Here is a 26,336-nt window from a genome sequence, read left to right as displayed (position 1 = left end):
TATTTTGCAATAATTGGACTATAATATAAAAATAGATTTTGGCAATGAAGCCTGACCGCATCCCCGGTCGGGTTTTTTTTTGCACATTTTTATAAACGGAGGTTTGCATGAAGAATTTTATTATGACGCAAGCATGGCTGAGCCGTTTTATGGTAATTAGTTTTTTCATGATCACAGCCTTGCTTGCTGTCAGCAGCATATATATGAAAATGAATATAAACGCGGAAAAAACAGCCGAAGAACATCGGATAATGTTCCAGCAATTAGGGGAATCCTTAGCAAAAGCTTCAGATTATTTAACTGCTGAAGGCCGAAAATATGCCGTAACGGGTGATCGAATACATATGGAAAATTATTGGCGGGAAATAGAACAGACACGTACAAGAGATTATGTAATTGAAAAAATGCATTCAGCTAATGCTCCCGAAGATGAATTAGCACTGTTGGAAGAGGCAAAAAAGTATTCTGACGAACTTGTGGAAACAGAACGCCGCTCCATGCGGCTGGTGTTGGAGGCGGAGCATATATCTGAAGATATGATGCCCGTATCGGTAGTCGGCAAGAAGCTGGAAAGCAGTGATGTCCTTCTGTCGGATAAAGAGAAAAGAGCAAAGGCTGTAGAAATAATGTTTGACAATAAATATGATATAAGCAAGGAACATATCATGAAGCCTATAGCTGCTTTCCAGCAGGCAATGAACAGCCGTCTGGAAAATGAACTATTGAATGCTCGTCAGAATCTTTATCGTGCTTTTATTCTGCAGGTAGTTCTTGCCTGTCTAATAATCGCCGAAATTCTGGGTCTGATGCGCATATTTATATTGTATATTACGCGTCCTATACAGCACTATACAAAAAAATTGGAAATATTTTCTTTTCAGCAATATTTTTCTTTGCGGGCAGAAGGAACAAAAGAACTATGTATTCTGGCGGATGTGTTCAATGCACTGTATTTGTCTTTTCAAGAAGAATTAAAAAAACGCAGAGAAACCGAAAAACGCATGATCATTGCAAAGGAAGATGCCGAAAAAGCCAATGCAGCCAAAAGTGAATTTTTGGCTAATATGAGCCATGAAATACGAACTCCTCTGAATACTATTATCGGTTATCATTATATGATGGAAAAACAAAGACTTTCAGCAAAAGTTTCGGCCTATGCCGGCAATATTGGGCTGGCAGCTCAGAATCTATTGGATATTGTCAATGAAATCCTGGACTTTTCAAAAATAGAATCGGGAAAGATAGAGTTAGAAGTGACTCCGTTCAATTTTAGAAAAACATTGATAGATATATACAATATGATCAATGTCGAAACGGAGAAAAAAGGAATTGATTTTTCTTTAGAGATTGACGAATCAGTACCGGAAATCGTTCTTGGTGATGCTTTCCGTTTAAAAAGAGTTGCACTGAATCTTTTGGCCAACGCAGTAAAGTTTACAGAACACGGCTTTATTCATTTTAAGGTCAGTTCAATAGTCAGGGAAAAGGAAGAATGGGTAGAAATGTCTATTGCAGACAGCGGAATCGGTATCGCAGAAGATGCTCAAACACATTTATTCGAAGCTTTCACACAGGCTGACATATCCACTTCCCGCCGCTTTGGCGGTACGGGACTGGGACTCGCCATAAGCAGACAGATTGCATTTTTAATGAATGGATATATAAAAGTAATAAGCAAATTGGGTGCCGGATCGACATTCATTTTGACTTTTCCGGTGCAGCGTGCAGGCAAATCTGTACTACAGGAAAAGGAAGCAGTACCTGATATAAAATTTTACAATATTAAACTTTTATTGGTGGAAGATAATACAGTCAATCTGTATATGACAGAGGAAATACTTGTTGATTTCGGCTTCACGGTGACGATAGCCGACAGTGGAAGAAAAGCGATCGAATTGTCTGCGGCGGACAAATATGATCTCATATTGATGGACATCAGGATGCCGATAATGGACGGTTATGAAACGGCAGAATGTATACAGAAAAGCTCAAAAAATATTGATACACCAATAATAGCCTTGTCTGCGGATGTTTTTGGAGATGTTCAGAAAAAGGTATTTGCGTCCGGGATGGCTGGATATTTGGAAAAACCATTGCAGCTGGATAAACTGGGAAGAATATTATCAGCTGTTTTAAAAATACCTGTAACTGCTTTACCGGCATCAGTCCCGATAACTGACGTATTTTTTGATCCTCAGAGTGTAATCGAAAAGCTTAGTGGAAAGACATCCGTATATAAAAAGGTACTTTCTTTGTTTTATCTTCAGCACCAAAATGATGCTGAAGAAATAGAGAAATGTATTTTGCGGGGAGATCGTTCCAGGGCCTTTGAGTGTCTGCATGAATTGAAGGGAGCGGCAGGAAATATCGGAGCTAACGGACTTTATAAGGCGGCAGCGGATCTTTATGATATGCTGAAAGAAGAGCGAACAGAGGGGACAGTCAGTAATTTTATCGGAATATTTATCAATTCAATGGAAAAGATTGATAAATATTTACGGAGGCAGGCAGAGGAAGTTTCGCCAATAGCCGCCTTGCCAAATGCATCTGCCGCCGATACGCATAAACTTCTCCAAATGCTGCAAAGCGGTGATTTCACGGCGAAGGAATCCTGCCGCAGAATGAAGGTGGTCTTATGCGGTATTTTTGGGAAAAATTTTTATACGCGCTTATGGCAGGAAGTAAATATATATGATTTCCCCGCAGCAGCAGTATTGTTGAGCAACGAGATGCAAAATAGGAAGGATGAGTTGTAATATGTACCGGGTATTGCTGGTGGATGATGACAGTGCCGAGAGATATATATTAAGACGTTTTGATTGGAAATCATCCGGTTTTTGCGTGACCGGAGAGGCCTCCGACGGAAAGGAGGCGCTGCAGTTTTTGACACATAAAGAGGTCGAGCTTATTATAACTGATATACGAATGCCGGGAATGGACGGACTGTCCTTTTTGCAGGAATTACGGCAGAAAAAAATCAACAGCTGTGTCATTCTTCTAAGTACCTACAGTAATTTTGAATATGCCCAGCAGGGAATACGGCTGGGGGTATTCGATTATATGACAAAACCGCCTGCTGATAATGAGCTTAGATTATTATTGCAGCGTGTGTGCAGTTATTTAACAAGTGAAAAATATCTTCAAAGGGAAATAGCCGCAAAATATGAAATAAATACAGAAGGAATAGCTGCAAAAATCTGCCGCTTTGTTCTGGACCACATTGAAGATAGTATCACTTTAGAAAGTCTCGCCCAAGAATTTTCTATCAGCCGCGATTATGCCGGAAAATATTTTAAGCAAAAATTAGGCGAAAATTTTAATGAATATCTGACAAAAATGAAAATGGAACATGCAAAATATTTATTGCGCAGCGGTAAATATAAAAATTATGAGATCAGTGAGCGTCTTGGTTATGCAAGTCCGGATTATTTTTGCCGCCTGTTTAAATTATATGCAAAAATGACACCGGGTGAATATAAAAAAAATATTGATAATAAAAAATAGGTACTTTTACATCAAAATATGTAATTATCGTTTTTTTACTGGAAAATAACTTTTTTTTGTGGTTTTTTTCAGCAGTAAAAGTTGCTAAACTGATATTGTAATAAAAACAATACGGCAGGCAGCAAAGACGCTGTGATATGCATTGGGGATGGGCATATCATGGTGTCTTTTTATTTTATTGCTGACCAGAAGGAGAAATCATATGAAAATAAAATTTTTGCCAAAAATGAAGAAAAGCGTCATTTTTGCTCTGACAGCTCTTTTTGTTTCATCAGCTTTTTTGAGTGGCTGCGGCAGCTCTCAAGCCTCAGACAGTTCCGGCAGTGCAGGTGATTCCAAAGACACGATCAAAGTAGGTGTTCTTCATTCGTTGAGCGGTACTATGGCAATCAGTGAAGTTTCCGTGAAAGATGCGGAAATGATGGCTATTGATGAAATTAATGCCAAGGGCGGTGTGTTAGGTAAAAAAATTGAAGTTGTAACAGAAGACGGAGCATCAGATCCGGCAGTTTTTGCTGAAAAGGCAAAGAAGCTTTTGCAGCAGGACAAGGTGGCCACAGTTTTTGGCTGTTGGACATCTGCCAGCCGGAAAGCAGTATTACCGGTATTTGAAAGCAATAATGGACTCTTGTGGTATCCGGTGCAATATGAAGGTATGGAATCGTCTCCGAATATTTTTTATACAGGTGCAGCGCCTAATCAGCAGATCGTACCGGCAGTTGATTGGCTGGTGAAAAACAAGGGCAAAAAGTTCTTTTTAATTGGTTCTGATTATGTATTTCCGCGTACAGCCAATAAGATAATCAAAGCTGAGCTGAAGTCCGAGGGCGGTCAGGTCGTCGGTGAAGAATATACACCGATGGGACACACTGATTATAGTACCATTATCAATAAGATCAAGGAAGAAAAACCTGACGTAGTCTTTAATACACTTAATGGTGACAGCAACGTAGCTTTCTTCAAACAGCTTAAAGATGCGGGGATAACTTCCAAGGATCTTATTACCTGCTCTGTCAGTATAGCCGAAGAAGAAGTCCGCGGCATCGGTGCAGACAACATGACAGGACAGCTTGTTTCGTGGAATTATTATCAAACGACCGATACACCGGAAAACAAGACTTTTGTCGCCAATTATAAATCCCGTTATGGACAGGATCGTGTAACAGACGATCCGATAGAAGCAGCATATGATGCAGTATATTTATGGGCCGCTGCCGTGGAAAAAGCCGGTTCCACAGATGTTGACAAGGTGAAGGAAGCAGCTAAAGGAATAGAATTCAAAGCACCTGAAGGAAACGTTAAAATTGAAGGGGAAAATCAACACCTTTGGAAAACGGTCCGTATCGGTGAAGTTCAGCCTGACGGAATGATCAAGGAAGTTTGGAGTACACCGGAGCCTGTGCGCCCGGATCCATATTTGAAAACATATGATTGGGCAAAGGATTTGGCTGACTAATTGAATAAAAAAATAGAGCGGTATTTTAGAATATACCGCTTTATTTTTATTAACTTAAACGGATACAGGAGTAGAAGGTATGAATACTTATTTTCTTCAAGTTTTCAACGGCATTAGTGTCAGTTCGATTTTTATGCTGGCAGCCTTGGGATTGGCAGTAACTTTTGGTCTTATGAAAATTATCAATATGGCTCATGGTGAGTTTATAATGATCGGTGCTTATGCAGCTTATATAATACAAAACATTTTCAGCCGATATCTGCCGGCTTCAATTTTTGACTTATATTTTTTTGTGGCTATCCCTGCTTCGTTTTTTCTGGCCGGTATTTTCGGCTGGGTGTTGGAAAAGCTGATTATACGTCATTTATACGGCAGAGCATTAGATAGTATACTGGCTACCTGGGGCGTGAGCCTCGTATTGCAGCAGCTGGCACGCAGTATTTTTGGTGCGCCTAATGTGGATGTGAAAAGTCCAAACTGGCTGAACGGTGCTCTTCTGGTTCTTCCGGGGCTGCAGCTGCCGTATAAACGCCTTTTTATCATGCTGCTGGTCATAGCTTGTATGACAGCGATATATTTTTTAATGTACCGCAGTAATTGTGGGAGAAAAATACGTGCAGTTATGCAAAACCGTGCTATGGCTGCCAGTCTTGGTATAAATACACGGGAAATAGATGCCTGCACATTTGCATTCGGTTCTGGTCTGGCTGGAATAGCGGGCTGCGCGTTGACACTGCTGGGGTCAATAGGGCCCACACTGGGCACCAATTATATAGTAGATACTTTTATGGTGGTGGTTCTCGGCGGGGTAGGCAGTTTATGGGGAACGATAGCCGGTGGATTTCTGATAGGTACAGGGAATACTACCTTAGAATTTCTGACGAATGCCACACTGGGCAAAGTTTTGGTGTTTACATTGGTCATCTTATTTCTGCAGTGGCGTCCTAAGGGGTTATTTACTATTAACAGCCGTTCATTGGATGAATAGAGAAAGGAGAGATCCACTTGTCTGTGAAAACATTTCTGAAAACACCATCTAATAAAGTTTTTTTCGTAATTGTCCTGCTTCTTTTGGCAGCTCCTTTATTTTTATCTGTGTTCAGAATAAATCTTCTCGGCAAATTTATTTCATATGCTATTTTAGCAATGGGGATTGATTTGATCTGGGGGTATACGGGTATTTTAAGTCTGGGGCACGGAGTGTTTTTTGGCCTTGGGGCTTATGCTATGGGTATGTACCTTAAATTGGAGGCTGCCCATGGTAAATTGCCCGATTTTATGGCATGGAGCGGACTGGAAAAACTTCCCGCTATCTGGGCGCCGTTTTCCAATCCTTTGTCACTTATTTTTATTGTGCTCATTCCTGCCTTTCTGGCAGCTGTTATAGGGTATCTTACATTTAAAAATCGTATCCGCGGTGTATATTTTTCCATCCTGTCGCAGGCATTGTCGTTGATCTTTGTAGTGCTTTTTATCGGACAGCAGGCTTATACCGGAGGAACAAACGGTCTTACCAGTTTTCGAACGATGTTCGGTCTGCCTCTGGCAGCAGACAATACTAAATATTTATTATATTATGCAGCTGTATTTCTGTTATTTATCGTCTATCTTTATTGTCGTTTTTTGATCGGTCATCGTTTTGGCAAAATTTTGATAGCGATCCGGGACGGTGAAAATCGGGTTCGTTTTTCCGGATACGATCCTGCTGTTTACAAAATATTTGTTTATATATCGTCCGCTGTGATCGCCGGGATCGCCGGTGCGGTTTTTGTTCCGCAGGTCGGCATCATTTCACCCGCAGAAATGGGCATAGTGCCGTCGATCGAAATGGTCATCTGGGTCGCCATAGGCGGCAGAGGCACACTTATAGGTGCAGTCATCGGTGCAATTCTTGTAAATGGACTAAAAAGCGGCATCAGTGAATCTTTTCCTGAAGTATGGTCCTATTTTTTAGGATTGACTTTCATCGCGGTGGTTATATTCATGCCGGAAGGTCTTGTTGGGATAGTCAAAAAATACGCGGGACGCATTGCGATCCGGCGTGAAAAAAAAGATAAAACGGCAGAAAAAGCGCCGTCTGTAAATTGAGGTGCATTATGGAAACAGTTTTAGAAATAAAGGATCTTATAATATCCTTTGATGGATTTCGTGCAGTGAACGGTGTTACCACAAGTGTGCAAAAAGGTGAGGTTCGTTTTTTTATAGGACCAAACGGTGCAGGTAAAACGACTTTATTGGATGCCATCTGCGGACGTGTGCATCCGCAGCATGGCTCTATAATTTTCAACGGCGATAAAAATATTATGCATTATCCTGAACATAAGCTGGTAAATATAGGTATCGGACGTAAGTTCCAGGTTCCCTCGGTCTTTACAAGCTTGTCTGTATATGAAAATATGGAAGTATCAGTTGTCAAAAAACGCGGTATTGCAGCGTCTCTTTTTAGTGAAATTACCGAGGCACAGCAGGAAAAAATAAATAAAGTACTCACTTTGGTAGATTTAAATAATTGCGCCGGCAAAAAAGCTGCTGATCTTTCACACGGGCAGAAACAATGGCTGGAAATCGCCATGCTTTTGGTTCAGGATCTGCAGCTTATTCTTCTTGATGAACCGGTGGCCGGTATGGGGCGCAGAGAAACAACAAAAACAGGTGAACTTTTAAGAAAAATTGCTCAGCACTGCACAGTAATTGTTGTTGAGCACGATATGGAGTTTGTGCGTGAATTTGCCAGTAAGGTAACAGTTATGCATGAAGGACATATTTTGGATGAAGGCAGTGTGGAGCAGGTGCAGAAAAATCCTAAAGTAATTGATGTTTATTTGGGAAGAGGCGGTGAAAATTGTGCTTGAGGTAAATAATTTAGAAGCTTATTATGGCGAAAGTGTTATATTGAAAAATGTCTGCCTCAATGTGCAGCAAGGACATATAGTGTGTCTTTTGGGCAGAAACGGTGTCGGCAAAAGTACTTTTTTAAAAAGTGTTATGGGTCTGGTGCATACACCTTGCGGCAGTATTTGTTTAAATAATGAGGAAATCATTGATAAGCCTACCTATTTTCGTGCACGGGCAGGGATTGGGTATGTACCGCAGGGACGGGATATTTTTCCCCATATGACGGTTGAGGAAAATTTGCAGCTTGGTCTGGAAATAAAAGGAGGGAGAGGCGGCATCCCTCAGGAGCTTTATGAGCTGTTCCCTGTTTTAAAAGAAATGCTAACCCGTAAAGGGGGCGATCTCAGCGGCGGACAGCAGCAGCAGCTCGCTATAGCCAGAGCCCTTGCCGTTCATCCAAAACTTTTGCTGCTCGATGAACCTACTGAAGGAATCCAGCCGTCAATAATCAAGGATATAGGCAGAGTAATTCTTCGGCTTAAAAAGGAAGGATATACGATTTTGATTGTAGAACAATATTTAGAGTTTATATTGGGAATTGCTGATGACTATTATGTTATGGATAAAGGTGCCATTATTGCGCAGGGACTTGTCAGTGCCATGAATAAGGAAGATATTCAGCATAAAATTGCTATTTGAAGATCAGGAGGAAAGTATGTCATGCATTTAGCACCAAAAGATATGGAAAAATTATTGCTGCATTATGCCGGCACTGTGGCAAAAGAGCGTAAAGAACGCGGTGTCAAGCTGAATTACGTGGAGTCGATAGCCTATATCAGCAGGGAATTACTTGAGATGGCCAGGGATGGCAGGACAGTAACAGAACTGATGCAGGCAGGCCGTAAAGTACTGACCGGCAGCGATGTTATGGAAGAGGTGCCTTCGATGATCCATGAAGTGCAGATAGAAGCTACTTTTCCTGACGGTACAAAATTGGTGACGATACATAATCCTATACAATAAAGAGGGTTGCGAATATGATAATTCCAGGGGAAATCATAACTGCTGACAGAGATATAGAGTTAAACAGAAATAGACGTACGGAAACCGTTATTGTCAGCAATACAGGTGATCGGCCTGTACAGGTTGGCTCCCATTTTCATTTTTTTGAGGTTAATCGCTGTCTTGCCTTCGATAGAAAGAAGACTTTTGGTATGCGTCTTGATATTCCATCGGGCACATCGGTGCGTTTTGAACCCGGTGAAAAGAAATCGGTACAATTAGTCTGCATAGGCGGAAATAAACGTATTTTTGGTTTTAATGCCTTGACCTGCGGTCATGTGAATGAAGATACTTACCGTTTGGCATTGGATAAAGCTGAAAAATTTTGTTTTATTCATAAGGAGGAAAACTTGTGAGTAGAAAAATGACCGCAGCAGAATATGCAATGATGTTTGGCCCGACAACAGGGGATAAAGTCCGTCTGGCCGATACAGATCTTTTTCTGGAGGTTGAGAAGGATTACACTTATTATGGTGATGAGGCGAAATTCGGCGGCGGTAAAACGCTACGCGACGGTATGGGGCAATCAGTAAATACTCTCAGCTGTGACGGTGATTTGGATCTTGTTCTCACAAATGCAGTGATCGTTGATGTATATGGTATATTTAAAGCCGATATAGGCATTAAGGACGGGAAAATTGCCGGGATAGGCAAAGCAGGAAATCCCGATATCATGGACAATGTCACTTCAGGAATGACAATTGGAGCTTCAACTGAAGCCATTGCCGCCGAAGGGATGATCGTCACTGCCGGAGGAATAGATTCGCATATTCATTTCATCAGTCCCCAGCAGATAGATACAGCTCTTTACAGTGGAATTACTACGATGATAGGAGGAGGCACCGGTCCCGCCGACGGAACTAATGCCACTACATGTACACCCGGACCTTGGAATATCGCGCAGATGCTGCGGGCTGCTGAGGAATATCCTATGAATTTGGGTTTTTTGGCAAAAGGAAACTGTTCCGACATTCGTCCTTTAGAGGAGCAGATACTCGCGGGAGCGATGGGATTGAAGATCCATGAAGATTGGGGAGCAACGCCGGCTGTAATCGATGCTTGCCTGCGAGTATCGGATAAGTATGATGTGCAAACCGCCATACATACCGATACTTTGAATGAAGCAGGCTGCGTTGAAGATACGCTTAAGGCCATAGCGGGCAGAACAATCCATACCTATCACACGGAAGGGGCTGGCGGCGGTCATGCACCTGATATTATAAAGGCTGCCGGAGCCGGCAATGTTCTGCCTTCTTCCACTAATCCGACGATGCCTTTTACTGTAAATACTATTGATGAACATCTGGATATGCTCATGGTATGTCACCATCTTGACAGCCGTATACCGGAAGATGTTGCCTTTGCCGACTCAAGAATACGTCCGGAAACAATTGCGGCTGAAGACGTTCTGCATGATATGGGTATTTTCAGTATGATGAGTTCAGATTCGCAGGCAATGGGGCGTGTCGGAGAGGTAATCACACGCACATGGCAGACAGCTGATAAAATGAAAAAAGAACGAGGACCTCTGCCGGAAGAAACCGGTGAAAATGATAATTTTCGTATTCGCCGGTATATAGCAAAATATACGATAAATCCTGCGATAATGCAGGGAATTTCTGAATATGTGGGTTCAGTCACAAAAGGAAAGCTTGCTGATCTGGTTATATGGAATCCGGCTTTTTTTGGTGTACGGCCGGAAATGATCATAAAGGGCGGTATGATCACAGCAGCTAAAATGGGGGACCCGAATGCATCTATCCCCACACCCCAGCCGGTTTTCTATCGCCACATGTTTGGTGCGGACGGAAAAGCAAGATACACCGGCTGCATAACGTTTGTATCCAAAGCGGCATGGGAAAATGGCATTCAGGAGAAATTGCATTTGGAAAAAAAGATACTGCCTGTGCATGGCTGCAGAACCATCAGTAAAAAAGATATGGTGCTTAATAATGCTACGCCGCATATAGATGTTGATCCCGAAACCTATGCGGTGCATGTTGACGGAATTCATTTAGTCAGCAAACCGGCTGAAAAACTGGCATTGGCACAGCTGTACAACCTATTTTAGCGAGGAAAGAAGGATGTCAGGTGCTTATTGAGCATATAAAGGGAAATATCAGAGATGGATATTTTAAGAACATGACTGTTGATAAAGTCAGTATTGAATGGTATGACAGCAAAAAGAAAATTCATCGCTTGCTTAGTGATAAAGGACGCGATATCGCTGTGCGTCTATCCGCCGAAGAACAAAGCCGGGGGCTGTGCCAGGGAGATGTTTTGGCTGTATTTGATGGTGAGGCTGTTACTGTTGATATTATTCCCAGCAAATGCATCATTGTATCGCGTGTCACGAAAATGGAAATGATTACATTATGCTATGAAACGGGAAACCGCCACTCTCCGTTTTATTATGTACCGGACAGTGAAAATTTTCTTATCCCCTACGATCATCCGTTTGAAGAATTACTGCACAAATTGAATATTCATTTTGCTGTTGAAAACAGACGTCTTGATGATCGTCAGCGTATTTGCGCATCTGCAGGACACAATCATGTGCATGTGCCGGTGTCTCATGCACATGCAACGGAGAGCGAACATGAATGAAACAGATCGTCAATTTTTACTACTGCAGATAAATGATGCACTTTTTCCCATCGGTGCTTATGTTCATTCTTACGGATTGGAAACATATATACAGCGGGGCTTGATATGTGATGATAAAAGTGTGAAGGAATGGCTGATGCAGTATATGTCTTCGTCTTTTATATACAGTGACATGCTGGCTGTCAGGCTGGCTTATGAACGGGCATTGGCGCATGATTTGGAAGGGGTTTTTTTACTGGAAAAACTTTTTTTGGCAGCCAGGGCACCTTCTGAGCTTCGGCAGGCCGCCGTCAAACTAGGATCGAGGTTTATAAAAACGATACACGCACTGCCGTTGTCATCAATTAATGAAGTTTTTGAGCAATATGCTGCTGGTTCCTGCCGGCATATACATCCGGCAGCTTACGGCGTGTTCTGCGCAGCGGCGGGGATAGTTTTGTCTGACTGTCTTTTTCATTATATGTATGCACAGGCTGCGGGGCTTGTAAATACATGTGTGAAAAGCGTACCTCTCAGCCAGACTGCCGGTCAGCAGCTCTTGCGGAGCTGCAGTCTGCATTGGCCGCGGCTGCTAGGCATGCTTCAACTGCTGTCAATAGATGATTTTTGTTTGTCAACGCCGGGATTCGATATTCGATCAATGCAGCACGAGGCATTATATTCTCGTCTGTATATGTCATGAAGCAGGGAGATGATTTTATGAGTTATGTGAAAATCGGGGTAGCGGGTCCTGTCGGTTCGGGTAAAACAGCACTGATAGAGGCATTGACACGCAAGCTGGCAGATAAATACAGCATTTGTGTTATTACTAATGATATTTATACACAGGAAGATGCGGAATTTCTCATTAAAAATTCCGTCATGGAAAAAGAACGGGTAATAGGTGTGGAGACAGGTGGCTGTCCGCATACAGCTATTCGTGAGGATGCATCTATGAATCTTGAAGCGATCGAAGAAATGGAAAAGAAATTCCCCGATGTTGAAATTTTTTTCATTGAAAGCGGCGGTGATAATTTATCTGCTACCTTTAGTCCGGAACTTGCCGATAAAACCATCTTTGTCATTGATGTGGCCGAAGGTGACAAAATTCCCCGTAAAGGCGGGCCCGGTATTATGCGATCAGATCTTCTGATTATCAATAAGGTAGATTTGGCGCCATATGTTGGAGCCGATCTTGAGACAATGAAGAGTGACTCAGAAAAAATGCGCGGCAGCAAACCCTTTTTTTTCACAAATATACGCGAAAACCAGGGTATAGATAAAGTCATAGCATGGATTAGGCACGAGGCGCTGCTTGAAGATGCCTGAACAGAAACCAAGTGGCAGTGCTTATGGTAAAATATCACATCTGAATTTGAAATTCTGCCGCCAACAGAAAAAAACTATCCTGGAGGATGTTTATTTTACAGCACCGTTTAAAGTAATGCAGCCTTTTCTTTCTAATACAGCTGCACGTTTCATGATCCTCAGCGCTTCGGCAGGAATTATGGCAGGCGATCGTCAGGATATAGATATATATCTAAAAAAAGGCACAACTGTGGAGTTGACAGCACAGTCTTATGAAAAAATTCACAAAATGATTGATGGTGAAGGCAGGCGCAGCACCACGATTACTTTGGAAAAGGATACACTTCTTTTTTATGTGCCGCAGCCTGTTATTCCCTTCGCCGATTCGGCATTTACCAGTGATACGGTAATACATCTCACAGATAATACATCAAAGCTTTTTTTCAGCGAAATATTGAGCAGCGGCAGAACGGCATATGATGAGCGGTTTCTTTATAAAAAATACAGTGCCTCAGTAAAAATTTATGAGGGTAATGATATATGTTATTTTGAAAATTCCCGTTATCTGCCGGCACAACAGAATTTAAACGGATTTGGCAGCTATGAGGGATATACGCATCTGGCCACAATTCTTCTTTTCAATTTTACTGTTGCTGACAGTAGTTTGACAGAAAAAATACGGCAGCTTCTTGATATGCATAAGGAACTTGACGGTGGTGTGAGCTGTACAGAAAATAAATATTTATGTATAAAATCTTTTGCGTCTTCAGGACAGAGTTTAGTAAACTTTATAGATTCAATAAAAAAACTTTTAAAAATAGATCAGGTATAAAGTGATTTTGAAGAATTGATCAAGGAATGATAAATACTGATAATTATGTTGTAGTAAAATTTTTCTATGGCAGAGTTTGTAAGATGGACGCTCAATTATTATTGGGCGTCTTTTTTGTTTTGCCATATAAAAATATGAGAAATTTTTAGGATGTTAGGAATTGTTTAGAATTATCCAGTATAATCCAGTATAACGGATAAACAGGATGACAGAAAAGAGGATAATTGGTATGCAAGTACGAGATATTTCTATAAAAAAAAGGCTGCTCATTGTAAATTTTATGATGGTCTTCGTTCCTGTGTGTCTGCTGGGGATTATCGGTGCAGTAATTTTTGTAGGACTTCGTTTTACCGGAACGGAGCAAAAAAGTGAACTGGCAATGTTGTGGCCGGAAAAAGGGCCGGCACTTTCTATACAATTTGCGGTGAGCTCTCTTCGTGTTAAGGCCGAAAAAAGAAATGCCCAAAAATTGAAAGAGATGCTGGAGGACTGCCATATATTGGAGGCACAAGGTATTAATACCTTGGTAATGAAAGACGGCAAAGTAATATATGTCACAGATAAGGTAGACAGTGAATGGCTGCAGGCTACAGTCAGGCAGAAATGCGGCAGCAGTCAGTCAACAATGTTATGGGATGATGAAAGTTTTACCTTTTCTTATACTTCACCGCGCAGTGGTATGACCATCATGGCAGCTGGAAATGCACCATTTCTGGCAAAAGGCAGCATTCCAGAAAATAACGCGAAAGAAATGATGGAGCTGCTGTTGTTTACCATATTAGGTGTATCTATGGCGATCATTATTTTTTTTGGCGGCTATCTGTCAAGGATACTGTCCCGGCAGATTCTTGAACCGCTAGAAACACTGCGTTATGCGGCGGCAGAAATCAGAGAGGGAAACTTGGAGGTACAACTTAATGTCAGTACGCAGGATGAGCTGGGAGAGACTTGTCAGGCCTTTGACCGTATGCGGCATGAACTCAAGAGAGCAAGAGAGACAAAGGAAAAATATGAAGTGAATCGCAAAGAACTTATCGCCGGAATTTCGCATGATCTTTCTACGCCGCTGACTTCTCTAAAGGGTTATGCAAGCGGTATTCTTGATGGTATTGCACGTACACCGGAGAAGCAGAAGCACTATACAGAAATGATATATCATACAGCATGCAGCATGGAAAAATTAGTGGAAAGCCTGTTCCTTTTTTCAAAGCTCGATTTGGGACGGGTACCTTTCCGGTTGGAAAAAGTAGATATATGTCTTTATTTTAAAGACTTTATTGCCGAAAGTTATGACCAAATGTATGAACGGGGTTTGAAGCTGGAGTTTCGGGGAATAGAGGAGCAGACGATCGTTGGGATCGACCGATTGCAGTTTCAGCGTGTAGTGGAGAATCTGTTGGAAAATAGCCTGAAATACAAAAAAAATGATACTGTCAGCGTGCAGATCATTTTGAGTAGACAGGCGGAAAATTTAAAGATATCATTTGTAGATGACGGAATTGGTGTGACCGGTAAGGATCTGTCCCGATTATTTGACAGCTTTTATCGAACAGATCCGGCCAGAGCCAATGTGGCAAACGGCAGCGGACTGGGGCTGGCTATTGTAAAGCAAATCGTTGCGGGATTGAAGGGGACAATATGGGCGGAGCAGACACCCGGCGGTGGACTGACTATTTGCATACTCCTGCCAATTGTGAGAGGGGACAAACATGAAGAAAATATTGATTGTGGAAGATGATAGAGCTATAGCTGAATTGGAACGCGATTATCTGGAAGCAAGTAATTTTACAGTCGTCATTGCTTATGACGGAAAATGCGGTCTAAAGAGAGCAGTAGAAGATACGTATGATTTATTGCTCTTAGACATTATGCTTCCGGGAATCGATGGGTTTCAAATCTGCCGCGAGGTGCGCAAGGTGAAGAATACGCCGATTCTCATGGTATCAGCAAAACACGAAGATATCGATAAAATACGCGGATTAGGATTGGGGGCTGACGATTATGTGATTAAGCCATTCAGTCCGAGTGAGCTTGTAGCTCGAGTGAAGGCCCATATTGCCCGCTATGAAAGACTGACAGGCATGGATGGAAAAGAGCAGAAAAAAATCCTGCAGTCGGGAGATCTGGAAATTCAATTAGAAACGCATCGTGTATTTTTAGCGGAGCAAGAAATCACACTTCCTCACCGTGAATTTGAACTTTTGTCATTTTTGGCGGAAAATCCGGGAATAGTATTCAGTAAAGAAAAATTATTCGAACGTGTTTGGGGGCTGGATGCAGCAGGAGATACGGCAACGGTTATGGTACATGTAAATCGCATACGGGATAAAATCGAACAAAATCCGTCCAAGCCTATTTATATTGAAACAGTGTGGGGGGCGGGATATCGATTCCGCAAATAAAATGCAGTCAAAAAAGATCGCTGATCGGTCTGGAACTTTTTATAAAAACTTTTCGGTCTATTTAAATTTTGTTTAAATCTGCGATTTATACTTAAAATAGTACATGAAAGGGGAAGAATAGAAATGGAATGGATCGTTTCATTGGATCAGGCAACCATCTTTTGGGTGCAGAATCATCTAGTGACAGGACTATTGTCGCCTGTTATGATAGGACTGTCTGAATTGGGCAATTTCGGTGCAGTATGAATTTTAACCGGTATCGTTATGCTTGGCATAAAAAAATATCGACGTGCTGGTGTGGGGGTTTTTATGGCATTGCTGTTCAGTCTTATTATGGGGAACGGAATTTTGAAACACGCTGTGATGCGAGTGCGGCCCTGTATTGATTATCCATGGATGCCTATGCTGGTGCATGTTCCTAATGTAAATAATTTTTCCTTCCCGTCAGGGCATACATTCGGTTCCTTTGCAGCAGCGACAGTGATGTTCAGTGCAATGAAACGATACTGGGGAATTGCGGCGCTTTCATTGGCAGCTGCGATAGGTTTTTCCCGTATATATCTTTTTTTGCATTATCCAAGTGATGTATTTGCCGGAAGTATTTTGGGTATCATAGCCGGAGCGGCTGCGTGGTGCTTGTCGGGGAAATTAATATTATGGATGAAAAATACAACCGTTATAAAGTAGAAAGTAAAAATTTAGTGAGAGGAATATGATTTGTATGCTGGCGACACGTATAGTTTTTTTGAAAAAATTTTTTGATGAGCCGGCTAAAATTGGCAGCATTATCCCGAGCTCAAAGTTCCTGACCAGAAAAATGCTGGCAGATCTTCCTTGGTCTGAAATGGGCAATATTGTTGAATTGGGAGCAGGAACAGGTGTTTTTACGGAATATATTGCGCAGTATAAAAAAGAAACATGCAAGGCCGTTATCATTGAGCAAGATCCGGTCATGCTGGCGGAGCTGAGAGTACGTTTCCCGGATATGCTTTTTGGCAGGCGGGCGGAAAAGCTGTCATACATATTTAATGAATTGAATTTAGCAAAAGCGGATTGCATTATTTCAGGATTGCCATTTGCAATGTTCACTCCCGATTTACGCGAAAGCATTTTAGATGCTGCCACGACACAGCTTAAAAAGGATGGACGATTCATTGCTTTTCAGTATTCACTGCAAATGTATCCGATGTTTCACCGCCGATTTTCAGAAGTCAAAGTTAGTTTTGAATTACGCAATTTTCCACCGGCATTTGTATATTATTGCAGGCAATAACCTGCTTGAAAATTGAAATGACCCGCATAAGGCAGACCCAAAAATCTAACTTATACGGGTCATTTTATATGTAAAAATAGAATGATCACATCGGTAGGCAATATGGAATAGTGTGTCATAATAAATTTATGAGTGTATCAAATATTATGATATTTCTCATATGTGTGTCAAAAATAAGTGTGTCAAAAATAAAATACATCGAAAATAATAGAACAGCAGCAGTCCTTTGAAAGTGACACACAATAGTTGGCATGATTCTTGCATATATTTAAATATAAAAAGCAGGGGAGGTTGGAAAAATGCTTGGTATTATTGTTGGAACGCATGGACATCTGGCAGAAGAGCTGGTAAAAACCTGTACAATGATCTGCGGCCAGCCGGATAATTTGCGGACCGTTACTTTGGTTCCCGGAGAAGGACCCGATGATTTGATCAGTAAATACAGACAGGCCATAAAAGAACTCGGTATGGAAAATGGTATCATAATATTAAATGATTTGTTTGGTGGAAGTCCGTATAATGCTGCCTGCCGTATTGCTGCCGATGATGAAAGATGCGGCATTGTAACCGGTGTCAATCTGCCTATGCTGGTGGAAATCATAAATTATCGTTTTGGTGTTGATGAGAAATTTTCTATCATAGATATATTGGAAAAAGCGAAGGAAGCGGCCGGTGCAGGTGTCCAGAAATTTCATAAAAGCATGGTAACAGTAGATGTTGAAGAAGAAGGGGACGATTTATAATGAAGATAGTATTGGCTCGTATTGACGACAGACTTATTCACGGACAAGTAGCTACAGTCTGGGCTAAGGTAACAAAATGTGAACGCATAATTGTTTGTGATGATGATGTGGCCGCGGATAATATCAGGGCGACGCTGTTGAAACAGGTAGCGCCTCCCGGTATAAAATCAAGTGTTGTGAACGTTGATAAAGCTATTCGTGTCTATAATAATCCTAAATACGAAAATGATAAATGCCTTCTGCTGTTTACTAATCCGACCAGCGTGCTGGATATGGTTGAAGCCGGCGTAGATATTAAGAGTGTCAATATCGGCGGTATGAGTTTCAAAGAAGGGAAACGTCAGGTCAGCGGAGCTATATCGGTCGATGAAAAAGATGAAGAGGCATTTAAGAAACTTCATGAAAAGGGAATAGAGCTTGAATGCAGAAAGGTGGATACTGATAAAAAGACTGATATGATGGATCTGTTGAAAAAGTAAAATTTTGATATAGATCATATACTTGAATTTCTGTTGATGAAAATCAATTGAAATAAAGGTTTTTGTAGAATGATATAGGAGGGATTTATAATGGAACTTAATGGTGCTCAACTTATTGCAATTTTTATTGTTTCGGCTATAGCAGGAATGGGCAGTGTGCTCGATGAATTTCAAACGCACAGACCTCTCATTGCCTGCACACTTATCGGGTTTATTCTAGGTGATATGACAACTGGTATTATTATCGGCGGCACATTGGAAATGATAGCTCTGGGCTGGATGAACATAGGGGCTGCAATGGCGCCTGATGCGGCACTGGCATCCGTTATTTCAACAATCTTGGTTATTGCCGGACATCAAAGCATAGGAGCAGGGATTGCAATAGCCATGCCGCTTGCGGCTGCCGGACAAGTGCTGACAATCCTCTGCCGTACGCTGACAGTCTTTTTCCAGCATAAGGCCGACAGCTTCGCAAGAGAAGGCAGTCTGCGGGGAATAGATATCTGCCATCTTGGCGCGCTGGGGATACAGGCTCTGCGTGTGGCTATTCCATCTATCCTTGTTGCCATGTATATAGGCACGGGAGCAGTACAGTCAATGCTTGATGCTATTCCGCCGGTCATCACAGGCGGTTTGCAGGTAGCAGGCGGATTTATAGTTGTTGTTGGTTATGCAATGGTTATAAATATGATGCAGGCGGGGTATCTGATGCCCTTTTTCTTCCTTGGTTTTGTTATAGCGGCTTTCACTCAGTTCAATCTTGTTGCTTTCGGTGTCATAGGTTTAGTCTTGGCGATAGTGTATATACAGCTCAATCCCAAATATAATAAAACGGTAGCGGCTGCTGCACCGTCCGGAAGCGGCAACAACGATCTTGATGATGATTTAGATGATTGAAAAGGGGGAAAATATAATGAAAAAATTAACTAAGAGTGACTTTTTCTGGACGTTTGTTCGTTCAAATTTTGCGCAGGGTTCGTGGAATATGGAACGTATGCAGGCACTGGGATTTTGTTTCGGTGTTATTCCCATAATCAAAAGATTGTACAGCGGTGATGAACGTAAACAAGCCTTGAAAAGGCATCTTGAATTTTATAATACGCAGCCATTTGTGACAGCACCGATTATTGGTGTGGTATCGGCAATGGAAGAACAAAAAGCCAATGGCAAGGACATTCCGGATGGTGTTATAAACGGGCTTAAGGTAGGAATGATGGGACCGTTAGCAGGTGTTGGTGACCCTATCTTTTGGGGAACTGTGCGGCCGATAACAGCATCCCTGGGGGCTTCTTTCGCACTGGGGGGCAGTTTGTTCGGACCAATATTATTCTTTGTTTTGTTTAACTTGATTCGTCTTCTTGTTCGTTGGTATGGAATTAAATATGGTTATGAAAAGGGAACAGATGTCATTGCCGATGTAGCGGGCAACACCCTGCAGAAAATTACTGAAGGTGCTTCTATTCTGGGGTTGTTTGTTATGGGGGCTTTGGTAAACAAATGGACTTCCGTCCATGTGCCTATTGTGATTTCCACTATTCAGAAACAGGATGGCACGATCGCGGTGACAACTGTGCAGACTATTTTTGATCAGTTGATGCCGGGACTTATACCTTTGCTGCTTACTTTCATGTGTATTAAGCTTATGAAAAATAAAGTCAATCCGATATGGATCATTTTTGGTTTATTTGCGGTTGGTATTTTAGGCTATTGGTCCGGTATTCTGGGAATGTAATTTATCTGACTGCAGCAATCTATATTGCTGAAGCGGCTGCAGTTTTTGTTATCAGCATAAAACTCCAAATTACTCCACTAAGGAGGATCAATTCAACATTTTTGATTTGATCCTCCGACTCCGAATAATATAGGCGGTGAAGATCAGCCTGAATATACAAAATGACCTTGATGAAATTTTTGAATTTCATCAAGGTCATTTTTGTGCTGCGCCGTCATTTTACAGTTTCCATTTTAAAGTTAAATGTTTGGCTGATGATGCAGCGTACTGGCTGTCCGGATGAATTTTGCGCAGGTGAAAAGGTCCATTGGCGTGCTGCTGTCAGAGCAGCTTCAATGAAGGCTGCTCCGCCATAAGAAGAAAGTACAGAAACTGTTTCAACATTTCCGAGCGCATCGACTGAAAAACTGACAGTTACCATGCCCTCTATGCCCGACGAACGCATAGAGTAAGGATAAGACGGAATCGGTGCGTTTAACGGTATCGGATTAATAGCTGCTTTAAGAGCAGACTCATTATTTTCAGCTGAGTTTCCGCCATTTGTGCCCTTGCTTTCGCCGGTTCCCGCCGTTGAGTCAGTTCCTGTATCGGAACTATTCCCTTCACTGCCCGTACCGATAGCGTTTCCCTGTTTGCCTGAGGACAATTGTCCTTTTTCTGCATTGCTGCCTGCAGGCGATTTTTTTGTGCTGTTTGTGATTTTCAGCTTTTTAACTTCTGTTGTACTGTCTGAATTTTCATTATAAGTATTTTGCAGACTGTCCCGGTCAATTATAATATCGCTTGATGAAGCAGCACTGGCTTGTGAGCCGGAACTTTCTGCGCTGTTAGATTCATTTTCTGCGGATGATTTGTCATCTGCCATATAAATTTCTGTATCCGGAGTTTTACTGAAATTTTTTGCAATGGCAAAAAAACCGCTGTACGATATGATGAAAAAAAAGAGAAAATGTATTCCCAGGGAGGCTAACCAGCCTGATTTACGATAGTTATGCATTGTTATAATATCACCTCTGTAAAAATACATTCGATTAAGGATTTTTACCATGCATGATTTTATCTGCATCATCGTTTGTAAGTTTTGTCCATAAAAATTTTTCGTAGAAAACTTTGACTTCCCGCTGCAGATCCAGATTCTGATATCTGCCCGGGTGAAATAGTTTGGCTGCCCATTGGATCTGCAGAGCGCCCTCAATACCGTATCTGTCCCAAGCGAATCCGCCGCGCGGGTTTATATATACGCTGTTGTTTTTGACAGCTTTGATATTCTTCAGAGCAGCACGATTTAAAATATCGTCGGGATTACAGCTGGCATCAAGAATGATTATATCCGGATCCCATTTTATGATCTGTTCATTTGAAACCGACTGCATGTTACCTTCAATTTCGGCAGCTGCATTAATGCCGCCGGCAACAGATATCCATGTGTCAATGATGGTATGGCGGCCGTCTGCTTTCAGTGGAGCTGTTGATTGCAGATGCAAAACTTTTGGTTTGTCTCTATCGGCAATTTTTTCGGTGATATTTTTTATCTCAGACATTTTTTCAGTGAGGTAAGAATTATATTCGTTTGCCCGTTCGACAGCAGGGCCGCCGAGAATATCGGCAGTCAAGGTCACGGCTCTTTTCATATCGTCATAATTATCAAAATAACAATTTACAAGAGGAATATTTACAGAGGCCAATTTTGCTCTGTTCTTGTCTGTAGAATCAAAAACAACATCCGGTTTACGGGACAGCAGTTTTTCCAAATTAAAATTATCACCAAAGGTCGACAATGCATCTGTCATTTTAGGAGCTATTTTATAAAGCCATGGGAAATCATGCTGACGCATATGTGTGGCAGCCATTCCGTCGGCATGATCGAGCATTACCAGAATTTCATTGTGGGCATACCATCCGGCTGCGTATTTTTGCACGGGGATTGGTATTTGAACCGATTGTCCTGACATATCGGTTACGGTACGCATCGTCGGGGTCGATACGCCTTTTGAAGCGGCAGGAGAGCTTTCTCGGCAGCCGATGATGTTTATTGTCAGAAACAGAAGAGCAAAAACAGAGAATATAAATTTTATAAAGGTTTTATTATACATAAATTACACTCCAAACAGCGGTACACACGTTTTGGTAATGCTTCCGTCGGCATTTTTCTTTGTTATTATGTCAATATCAATACCATATGCCCTTTTCAGATTGACTGGAGATAATATATTGGCAGCATCACCTATATCGGGTCTGGTATTTTTATAGAAAAGTATTACTTTTGCGTCGCATAAAAATGCCTGATCGGGAAAATGGGTGGTAAAAAGTATACTGATGCCATTTTGGGACAGTTGTTTTATTATTTTCAATATGCGTATTTGATTGCCGAAATCAAGATTTGATGTAGGCTCATCCATTATCAGGAGCCGGGGTTCCTGCACTAATGCTCTGGCGATCATTACTATCTGCTGTTCACCGCCGCTTAAATTACTGAAAAATCTTTTTCGCATATGCTCTATATTTAATTTTTTCAGTACATCTTCAACAATAAGCATATCTTTATTGCCCGGCTGGGAAAAAGCATTCAAGTGTGGCAGACGTCCCATAATGACCACTTCCTCAATAGAAAAAGAGAAAGAATGACAGGTCACCTGCGGAACGTAACCAATATGCCGGGCCGTGTATTTTCGCGGTAAGCCGGATAAATCCTTGTTGTCAAGCAATACTGATCCGCTGCATGGTTTTATAAAACCCATAATCGTTTTGAGTAAAGTTGTTTTACCTACGCCATTGGGTCCCAGCACTGTTATTATGTCTCCATCGGTGACATTGAAGTTGATACCTTCTGCTAATTTATGGTGATTGTATCCGCAGGAAAGATTTTTTACTGCCAGTTCTATAATAATCGCCCCTTAAAATTGTACAGCATCAAAATGAAAAATGGTGCACCTATAATTGATGTTATAATGCTTATAGGGATCTCTGAGGAAATGAGAGAGCGCGCCGCATCATCTGCCAGCAATAAAAAAGAAGCACCGAGAAGGCAGGAACTGATAAGCACCGTTTTGTTGTCGGCACCGACGATGAGTCTTGTCAAGTGGGGAATTATCAAGCCGATCCAGCCTATTATGCCAGCTATTGCCACTGAACTTGCTGTCAGGATAGTCGCACATATTATGACAATCATTTGAAGAGAAGCGGCATTGACTCCGAGCGATAATGCTTCTTCGGTGCCGAACATCAATGCATTGAGACGCCAGCGCATCATGAATAACGGAACGGAACCAAGACAAAACATGATGAGGAAAAAGTGCAGGTCACTGTAAGTAACATTTGCCAGGCCGCCCATCAGCCAAAAAATAATGTCCGGCAGTCTGGAATCAGGATCGGCAGTATATTTAATTATGGAAATCAACGCCTGAAACAGCGTAGAAACTATGATGCCCGTAAGAATCAAAGCTACAGTGGATTCTCTGTGTGGATTGATAAATGAACAAATCAAATAGGTGGTTAAGACGGCAGCCATTCCCATAATAAATGCCATTATCTGTATTTCCGGCATATTGAAATTGAATAAAAAACCCAGTGCGGCACCAAACCCGGCTCCTGCCGAGGCACCGAGCAGATCGGGAGAAACCATTGGATTACGGAACATGCTCTGATAGGATGTTCCTGCTATTGATAAAGCAGCACCTATTCCCATTGCCGCAAAAATACGGGGCATGCGCACTTCGAAGATAACAGTCTCAGCTGCTTCATTCCAGTTATTGGGCAGACCGCTTATTTTTCCCCATAGTATATGCAGAAGATCCTTTAACGATAAATCGTAGCTGCCGATAAGAAAGGAGCCAAGAAAAGAACAAAGCAGTATGGAGAAAAATATTAGAAAAGCCAGTGATTGATGTCTGTGCTTGAACAATAGAAAACCTCCTGAACTTTTTTAGAAGCTGTAATCCAGCTGAACACCATATAAAGCACCTGCATCGTACCAGTAACCCTTTACAGCTCCCGTAAAATCCGGTCTGTCGACGTCACGATGGTTGGTAGCGTAATGCTGATTGGTTATATTATCACCAAATATAGAAACTGTCAGGTTAGAGTTTATTCTTTTACTGATGCTGGCATTCAGTGTAGTGAAATTTCCTACATTTGTAGTATCGGTAAGAGCGTTTTTGAATGTGCCTACATGCAGCACGGACAATGCACCCGAGTATGTGTCCTTGTCGTACATAAGAGACATAGTATATTGCGAATGCGGGACCAGCGCAGAGCTTGCGTCGCTGCCGGCAGTGAAATAAGTGTATGCGGTATTGTAGCTTAAATATTGATTAAGCATACCGTGAAATGATAATTCCAATCCTTTGCGTGTTACATTGCTTTGTGTATATGTGGTATATGAATCTACGGCGGATGCTGCTGAATTGCCGTTGACGTCGATGCCCTGTTTCACGGCACTTTTATCGTTTTGGATATCATAATAAAAACCTGTGAGTGAAGTATTGAAAGCCGGTGTATAGTTTGCGGTCACACCTATTTCATATTTCAGGCGTTTGTCATCATCAAATTTTGCGCTGAAATCCGGTTTGTGCTTTCCACCAACCACTTTATCGCCGACGATATAGCTGTTTGGCGGTGTTTCTGTATAAGAAGTGCGTGCAAATAATTTATATGTATTATCAGCTTGGTAAGCGGCACCCAATGCTATGCTTTTGGCAGAACCAAGCCATTCATCATGAATGCGTTTGGGATTGTCACCGGCGCCGCTGTATTTTTCTGTACTGTCGGTCACATGATGTCTGTCTATGCGCACGGCACTGTCCCACGTTAGTTTTCTGCCCGCCTTTTGCTGATATGAGGCATATGCGCTGTATATTTGTTCATCAAAAGGACCGTACCCGTAAAAATAAATAGCACCTTTTGGTGACTTCCATTTTAATGCCTGCATACCAATTTTGGTAACAGAATTTTTTGTCTGCCAGGTGTGCCATAAACTTCCTTCATAGACGCTCTCATCTTCCTGGTTATATTCGTCTGCAAAAATTTTTCCGGTGGTATTATTCATAATACCATTATGTTTTGCTGTAAAACGGCCGTCCAATTTATTGTAGTTTAGGGAAAAGCCTGTGGTGGAGCCGTTGCTCCAATGTTTATAAAAATTGTAGCCGAGTATGGCTGCTTTTACCGGATCATATGCTGCTACATAATTTGGATCGGCAATTACACTTGTACTGCCGCGGACAAAGCCCATTTGCGATTCAGAAGAGCCATCATTGTAATACAGTGATAATTCATTGCTTGTTGTTTTGGTGGTTTTGCCTATTTTTGCTAAAACAGCATTGTAATCATAACCGTTATTCCAATTACTCTTGCCTCCAAAATTTTTATGGGCAAATGCAAAATCATATGAAAGACCATTATCAGTTTTATCGCCGATATGTATACTTTGGCCATTTGTGGAAAAATTGCCTGTACTGAGAGAAAGCTGTCTTGTCTTTTGAGCAGATTTTAATGTTTTTATAACAACAAAACCTTGATTAGGTGCACCGGTAGGACTTTTGAAAGCTTCTATCGGCCCCAGTGTAAGAATCGTCGAGTCTCTGACAATCGTTATTGATTCGATCATCGATACGGGAAGATTACTCAGCATGCCTCTGGCTTGCTGAGAATAGACTATATATGAACCGTCGATAATAAGCCCTAAATTGTCTCCTCCTCTGTCCTGAAGTGTTTCACGTACCTTTACACCTTGATATGTATAGTTTATGCCCATGGCTCTCTGCAGAATTTCTAAAACAGAATGAGGATGCATTCGTTCTATCTGTTCATGTGTTATCATTTCCGTAGATGCCTTGGAACTTTCGGGAATGGAAAGGCGGCTATAGGCAGGTTCCTTATAATCATTCCCATCATGGTATGCCGCATTGTCTTTTTTCTCTTTTGCACCGATAATTGTCTGTGCAGGAAGCTCCACCTGTGAAACAGAGTCCGGACTGTCTGCATATGCTGTACCCCCGATAGATAAAGATATCAGCGTTAATTGCAGTAAAATCTTGTACCTGAAAAAATTCATTTTGCTCTCCCCCACTGTAAATAATAAAAAAAGAAACCTATAATATGCGATAGGCTTCTTTGCTCATTATTA

Annotated in this window: 28 protein-coding genes; 23 read left to right on the top strand and 5 right to left on the bottom strand. The window is 41.7% G+C overall.

Translation table 11 applies throughout. The annotated features are described in order from the left end of the window. Window positions 1-107: 107 nt before the first annotated feature. From NXG61_RS12630 to manZ, 23 genes are all read left to right on the top strand, one after another. Entirely contained in the window at window positions 108-2,756 is a 2,649-nt protein-coding gene (locus NXG61_RS12630) for an ATP-binding protein (protein WP_307222631.1), read from the top strand. Between the two features lies 1 nt (window position 2,757). Then, entirely contained in the window at window positions 2,758-3,504 is a 747-nt protein-coding gene (locus NXG61_RS12625; protein WP_307222632.1) for a response regulator transcription factor, read from the top strand. Between the two features lie 202 nt (window positions 3,505-3,706). Further along, a complete protein-coding gene (urtA, locus tag NXG61_RS12620) occupies window positions 3,707-4,960 on the top strand; it encodes an urea ABC transporter substrate-binding protein (protein WP_231038648.1) in 1,254 nt (417 codons plus the stop codon). A gap of 79 nt (window positions 4,961-5,039) precedes the next feature. Further along, window positions 5,040-5,948 carry an urea ABC transporter permease subunit UrtB gene (urtB, locus tag NXG61_RS12615; RefSeq protein ID WP_307222634.1) on the top strand — a complete coding sequence of 303 codons (909 nt, stop codon included), beginning with the start codon at window positions 5,040-5,042 and terminating at the stop codon, window positions 5,946-5,948. A gap of 23 nt (window positions 5,949-5,971) precedes the next feature. Further along, window positions 5,972-7,048, top strand: coding sequence for an urea ABC transporter permease subunit UrtC (gene urtC, locus NXG61_RS12610; RefSeq protein ID WP_307222770.1), 1,077 nt, complete (start codon window positions 5,972-5,974; stop codon window positions 7,046-7,048). A gap of 8 nt (window positions 7,049-7,056) precedes the next feature. Beyond that, on the top strand, window positions 7,057-7,812 hold the full coding sequence (gene urtD / locus NXG61_RS12605; RefSeq protein WP_196605272.1) for an urea ABC transporter ATP-binding protein UrtD: 756 nt from the start codon (window positions 7,057-7,059) through the stop codon (window positions 7,810-7,812). Next, the gene (gene urtE / locus NXG61_RS12600) at window positions 7,805-8,494 is read left to right on the top strand and encodes an urea ABC transporter ATP-binding subunit UrtE (protein ID WP_432748944.1); all 690 of its coding nucleotides are present in this window, start codon (window positions 7,805-7,807) and stop codon (window positions 8,492-8,494) included. Before urtD ends, urtE begins: the two co-directional genes overlap by 8 nt. Window positions 8,495-8,515: 21 nt before the next feature. After that, window positions 8,516-8,818 carry an urease subunit gamma gene (ureA, locus tag NXG61_RS12595; protein WP_196605270.1) on the top strand — a complete coding sequence of 101 codons (303 nt, stop codon included), beginning with the start codon at window positions 8,516-8,518 and terminating at the stop codon, window positions 8,816-8,818. A 14-nt stretch (window positions 8,819-8,832) separates the two neighbouring features. Then, the gene (gene ureB / locus NXG61_RS12590) at window positions 8,833-9,213 is read left to right on the top strand and encodes an urease subunit beta (RefSeq protein WP_196605269.1); all 381 of its coding nucleotides are present in this window, start codon (window positions 8,833-8,835) and stop codon (window positions 9,211-9,213) included. Continuing rightward, window positions 9,210-10,928 carry an urease subunit alpha gene (ureC, locus tag NXG61_RS12585; RefSeq protein WP_307222638.1) on the top strand — a complete coding sequence of 573 codons (1,719 nt, stop codon included), beginning with the start codon at window positions 9,210-9,212 and terminating at the stop codon, window positions 10,926-10,928. Before ureB ends, ureC begins: the two co-directional genes overlap by 4 nt. Window positions 10,929-10,948: 20 nt before the next feature. Then, on the top strand, window positions 10,949-11,464 hold the full coding sequence (locus NXG61_RS12580) for an urease accessory protein UreE (protein ID WP_307222640.1): 516 nt from the start codon (window positions 10,949-10,951) through the stop codon (window positions 11,462-11,464). Continuing rightward, entirely contained in the window at window positions 11,457-12,146 is a 690-nt protein-coding gene (locus NXG61_RS12575) for an urease accessory protein UreF (protein WP_307222641.1), read from the top strand. The genes NXG61_RS12580 and NXG61_RS12575 overlap by 8 nt, the downstream gene beginning before the upstream one ends. A 17-nt stretch (window positions 12,147-12,163) precedes the next feature. After that, window positions 12,164-12,772, top strand: coding sequence for an urease accessory protein UreG (ureG, locus tag NXG61_RS12570; RefSeq protein WP_196605265.1), 609 nt, complete (start codon window positions 12,164-12,166; stop codon window positions 12,770-12,772). Continuing rightward, the gene (locus NXG61_RS12565; protein ID WP_307222643.1) at window positions 12,765-13,583 is read left to right on the top strand and encodes an urease accessory protein UreD; all 819 of its coding nucleotides are present in this window, start codon (window positions 12,765-12,767) and stop codon (window positions 13,581-13,583) included. Before ureG ends, NXG61_RS12565 begins: the two co-directional genes overlap by 8 nt. A 229-nt stretch (window positions 13,584-13,812) precedes the next feature. Continuing rightward, a complete protein-coding gene (locus NXG61_RS12560; protein ID WP_307222645.1) occupies window positions 13,813-15,321 on the top strand; it encodes an ATP-binding protein in 1,509 nt (502 codons plus the stop codon). Beyond that, entirely contained in the window at window positions 15,293-15,985 is a 693-nt protein-coding gene (locus tag NXG61_RS12555; RefSeq protein WP_196605262.1) for a response regulator transcription factor, read from the top strand. Before NXG61_RS12560 ends, NXG61_RS12555 begins: the two co-directional genes overlap by 29 nt. Before the next feature lie 123 nt (window positions 15,986-16,108). Further along, window positions 16,109-16,231 (top strand): hypothetical protein, encoded by a 123-nt coding sequence (locus tag NXG61_RS12550; RefSeq protein WP_307222647.1) that lies wholly within the window; start codon window positions 16,109-16,111, stop codon window positions 16,229-16,231. Between the two features lie 18 nt (window positions 16,232-16,249). Continuing rightward, window positions 16,250-16,672 carry a phosphatase PAP2 family protein gene (locus NXG61_RS12545; protein WP_307222648.1) on the top strand — a complete coding sequence of 141 codons (423 nt, stop codon included), beginning with the start codon at window positions 16,250-16,252 and terminating at the stop codon, window positions 16,670-16,672. 34 nt (window positions 16,673-16,706) lie between these two features. Beyond that, a complete protein-coding gene (locus NXG61_RS12540; RefSeq protein WP_196605260.1) occupies window positions 16,707-17,258 on the top strand; it encodes a class I SAM-dependent methyltransferase in 552 nt (183 codons plus the stop codon). Between the two features lie 299 nt (window positions 17,259-17,557). Further along, window positions 17,558-18,001, top strand: a complete 444-nt coding sequence (locus NXG61_RS12535; protein ID WP_196605259.1) for a PTS sugar transporter subunit IIA — start codon at window positions 17,558-17,560, stop codon at window positions 17,999-18,001. After that, entirely contained in the window at window positions 18,001-18,480 is a 480-nt protein-coding gene (locus NXG61_RS12530) for a mannose/fructose/sorbose PTS transporter subunit IIB (RefSeq protein ID WP_307222650.1), read from the top strand. The genes NXG61_RS12535 and NXG61_RS12530 overlap by 1 nt, the downstream gene beginning before the upstream one ends. Before the next feature lie 90 nt (window positions 18,481-18,570). Further along, on the top strand, window positions 18,571-19,377 hold the full coding sequence (locus NXG61_RS12525; RefSeq protein ID WP_196605257.1) for a PTS mannose/fructose/sorbose transporter subunit IIC: 807 nt from the start codon (window positions 18,571-18,573) through the stop codon (window positions 19,375-19,377). 16 nt (window positions 19,378-19,393) lie between these two features. Continuing rightward, window positions 19,394-20,212 carry a PTS mannose transporter subunit IID gene (manZ, locus tag NXG61_RS12520; RefSeq protein ID WP_307222652.1) on the top strand — a complete coding sequence of 273 codons (819 nt, stop codon included), beginning with the start codon at window positions 19,394-19,396 and terminating at the stop codon, window positions 20,210-20,212. Window positions 20,213-20,426: 214 nt separating this feature from the next. Here manZ and NXG61_RS12515 read toward each other — a convergent pair whose 3' ends face one another. Genes NXG61_RS12515 through NXG61_RS12495 form a run of 5 tightly spaced genes read right to left on the bottom strand, consistent with a single transcriptional unit; the run spans window position 20,427 to window position 26,264 of the window. Continuing rightward, the gene (locus tag NXG61_RS12515; protein WP_196605255.1) at window positions 20,427-21,209 is read right to left on the bottom strand and encodes an energy transducer TonB; all 783 of its coding nucleotides are present in this window, start codon (window positions 21,207-21,209) and stop codon (window positions 20,427-20,429) included. Between the two features lie 34 nt (window positions 21,210-21,243). After that, on the bottom strand, window positions 21,244-22,305 hold the full coding sequence (locus NXG61_RS12510) for an ABC transporter substrate-binding protein (RefSeq protein WP_307222656.1): 1,062 nt from the start codon (window positions 22,303-22,305) through the stop codon (window positions 21,244-21,246). Window positions 22,306-22,308: 3 nt separating this feature from the next. Next, window positions 22,309-23,034, bottom strand: coding sequence for an ABC transporter ATP-binding protein (locus NXG61_RS12505; RefSeq protein WP_330998058.1), 726 nt, complete (start codon window positions 23,032-23,034; stop codon window positions 22,309-22,311). Window positions 23,035-23,090: 56 nt separating this feature from the next. Then, the gene (locus NXG61_RS12500; protein ID WP_307222658.1) at window positions 23,091-24,113 is read right to left on the bottom strand and encodes a FecCD family ABC transporter permease; all 1,023 of its coding nucleotides are present in this window, start codon (window positions 24,111-24,113) and stop codon (window positions 23,091-23,093) included. Window positions 24,114-24,134: 21 nt separating this feature from the next. Continuing rightward, entirely contained in the window at window positions 24,135-26,264 is a 2,130-nt protein-coding gene (locus tag NXG61_RS12495) for a TonB-dependent receptor (protein ID WP_307222659.1), read from the bottom strand. Window positions 26,265-26,336: the final 72 nt, after the last annotated feature.

The organism is Pectinatus haikarae, assembly GCF_050916305.1.
GTDB lineage: Bacteria > Bacillota > Negativicutes > Selenomonadales > Selenomonadaceae > Pectinatus > Pectinatus haikarae.
Note: the sequence above shows the minus strand (reverse complement) of the source record. Positions and strands in the feature narration are given on the sequence as shown.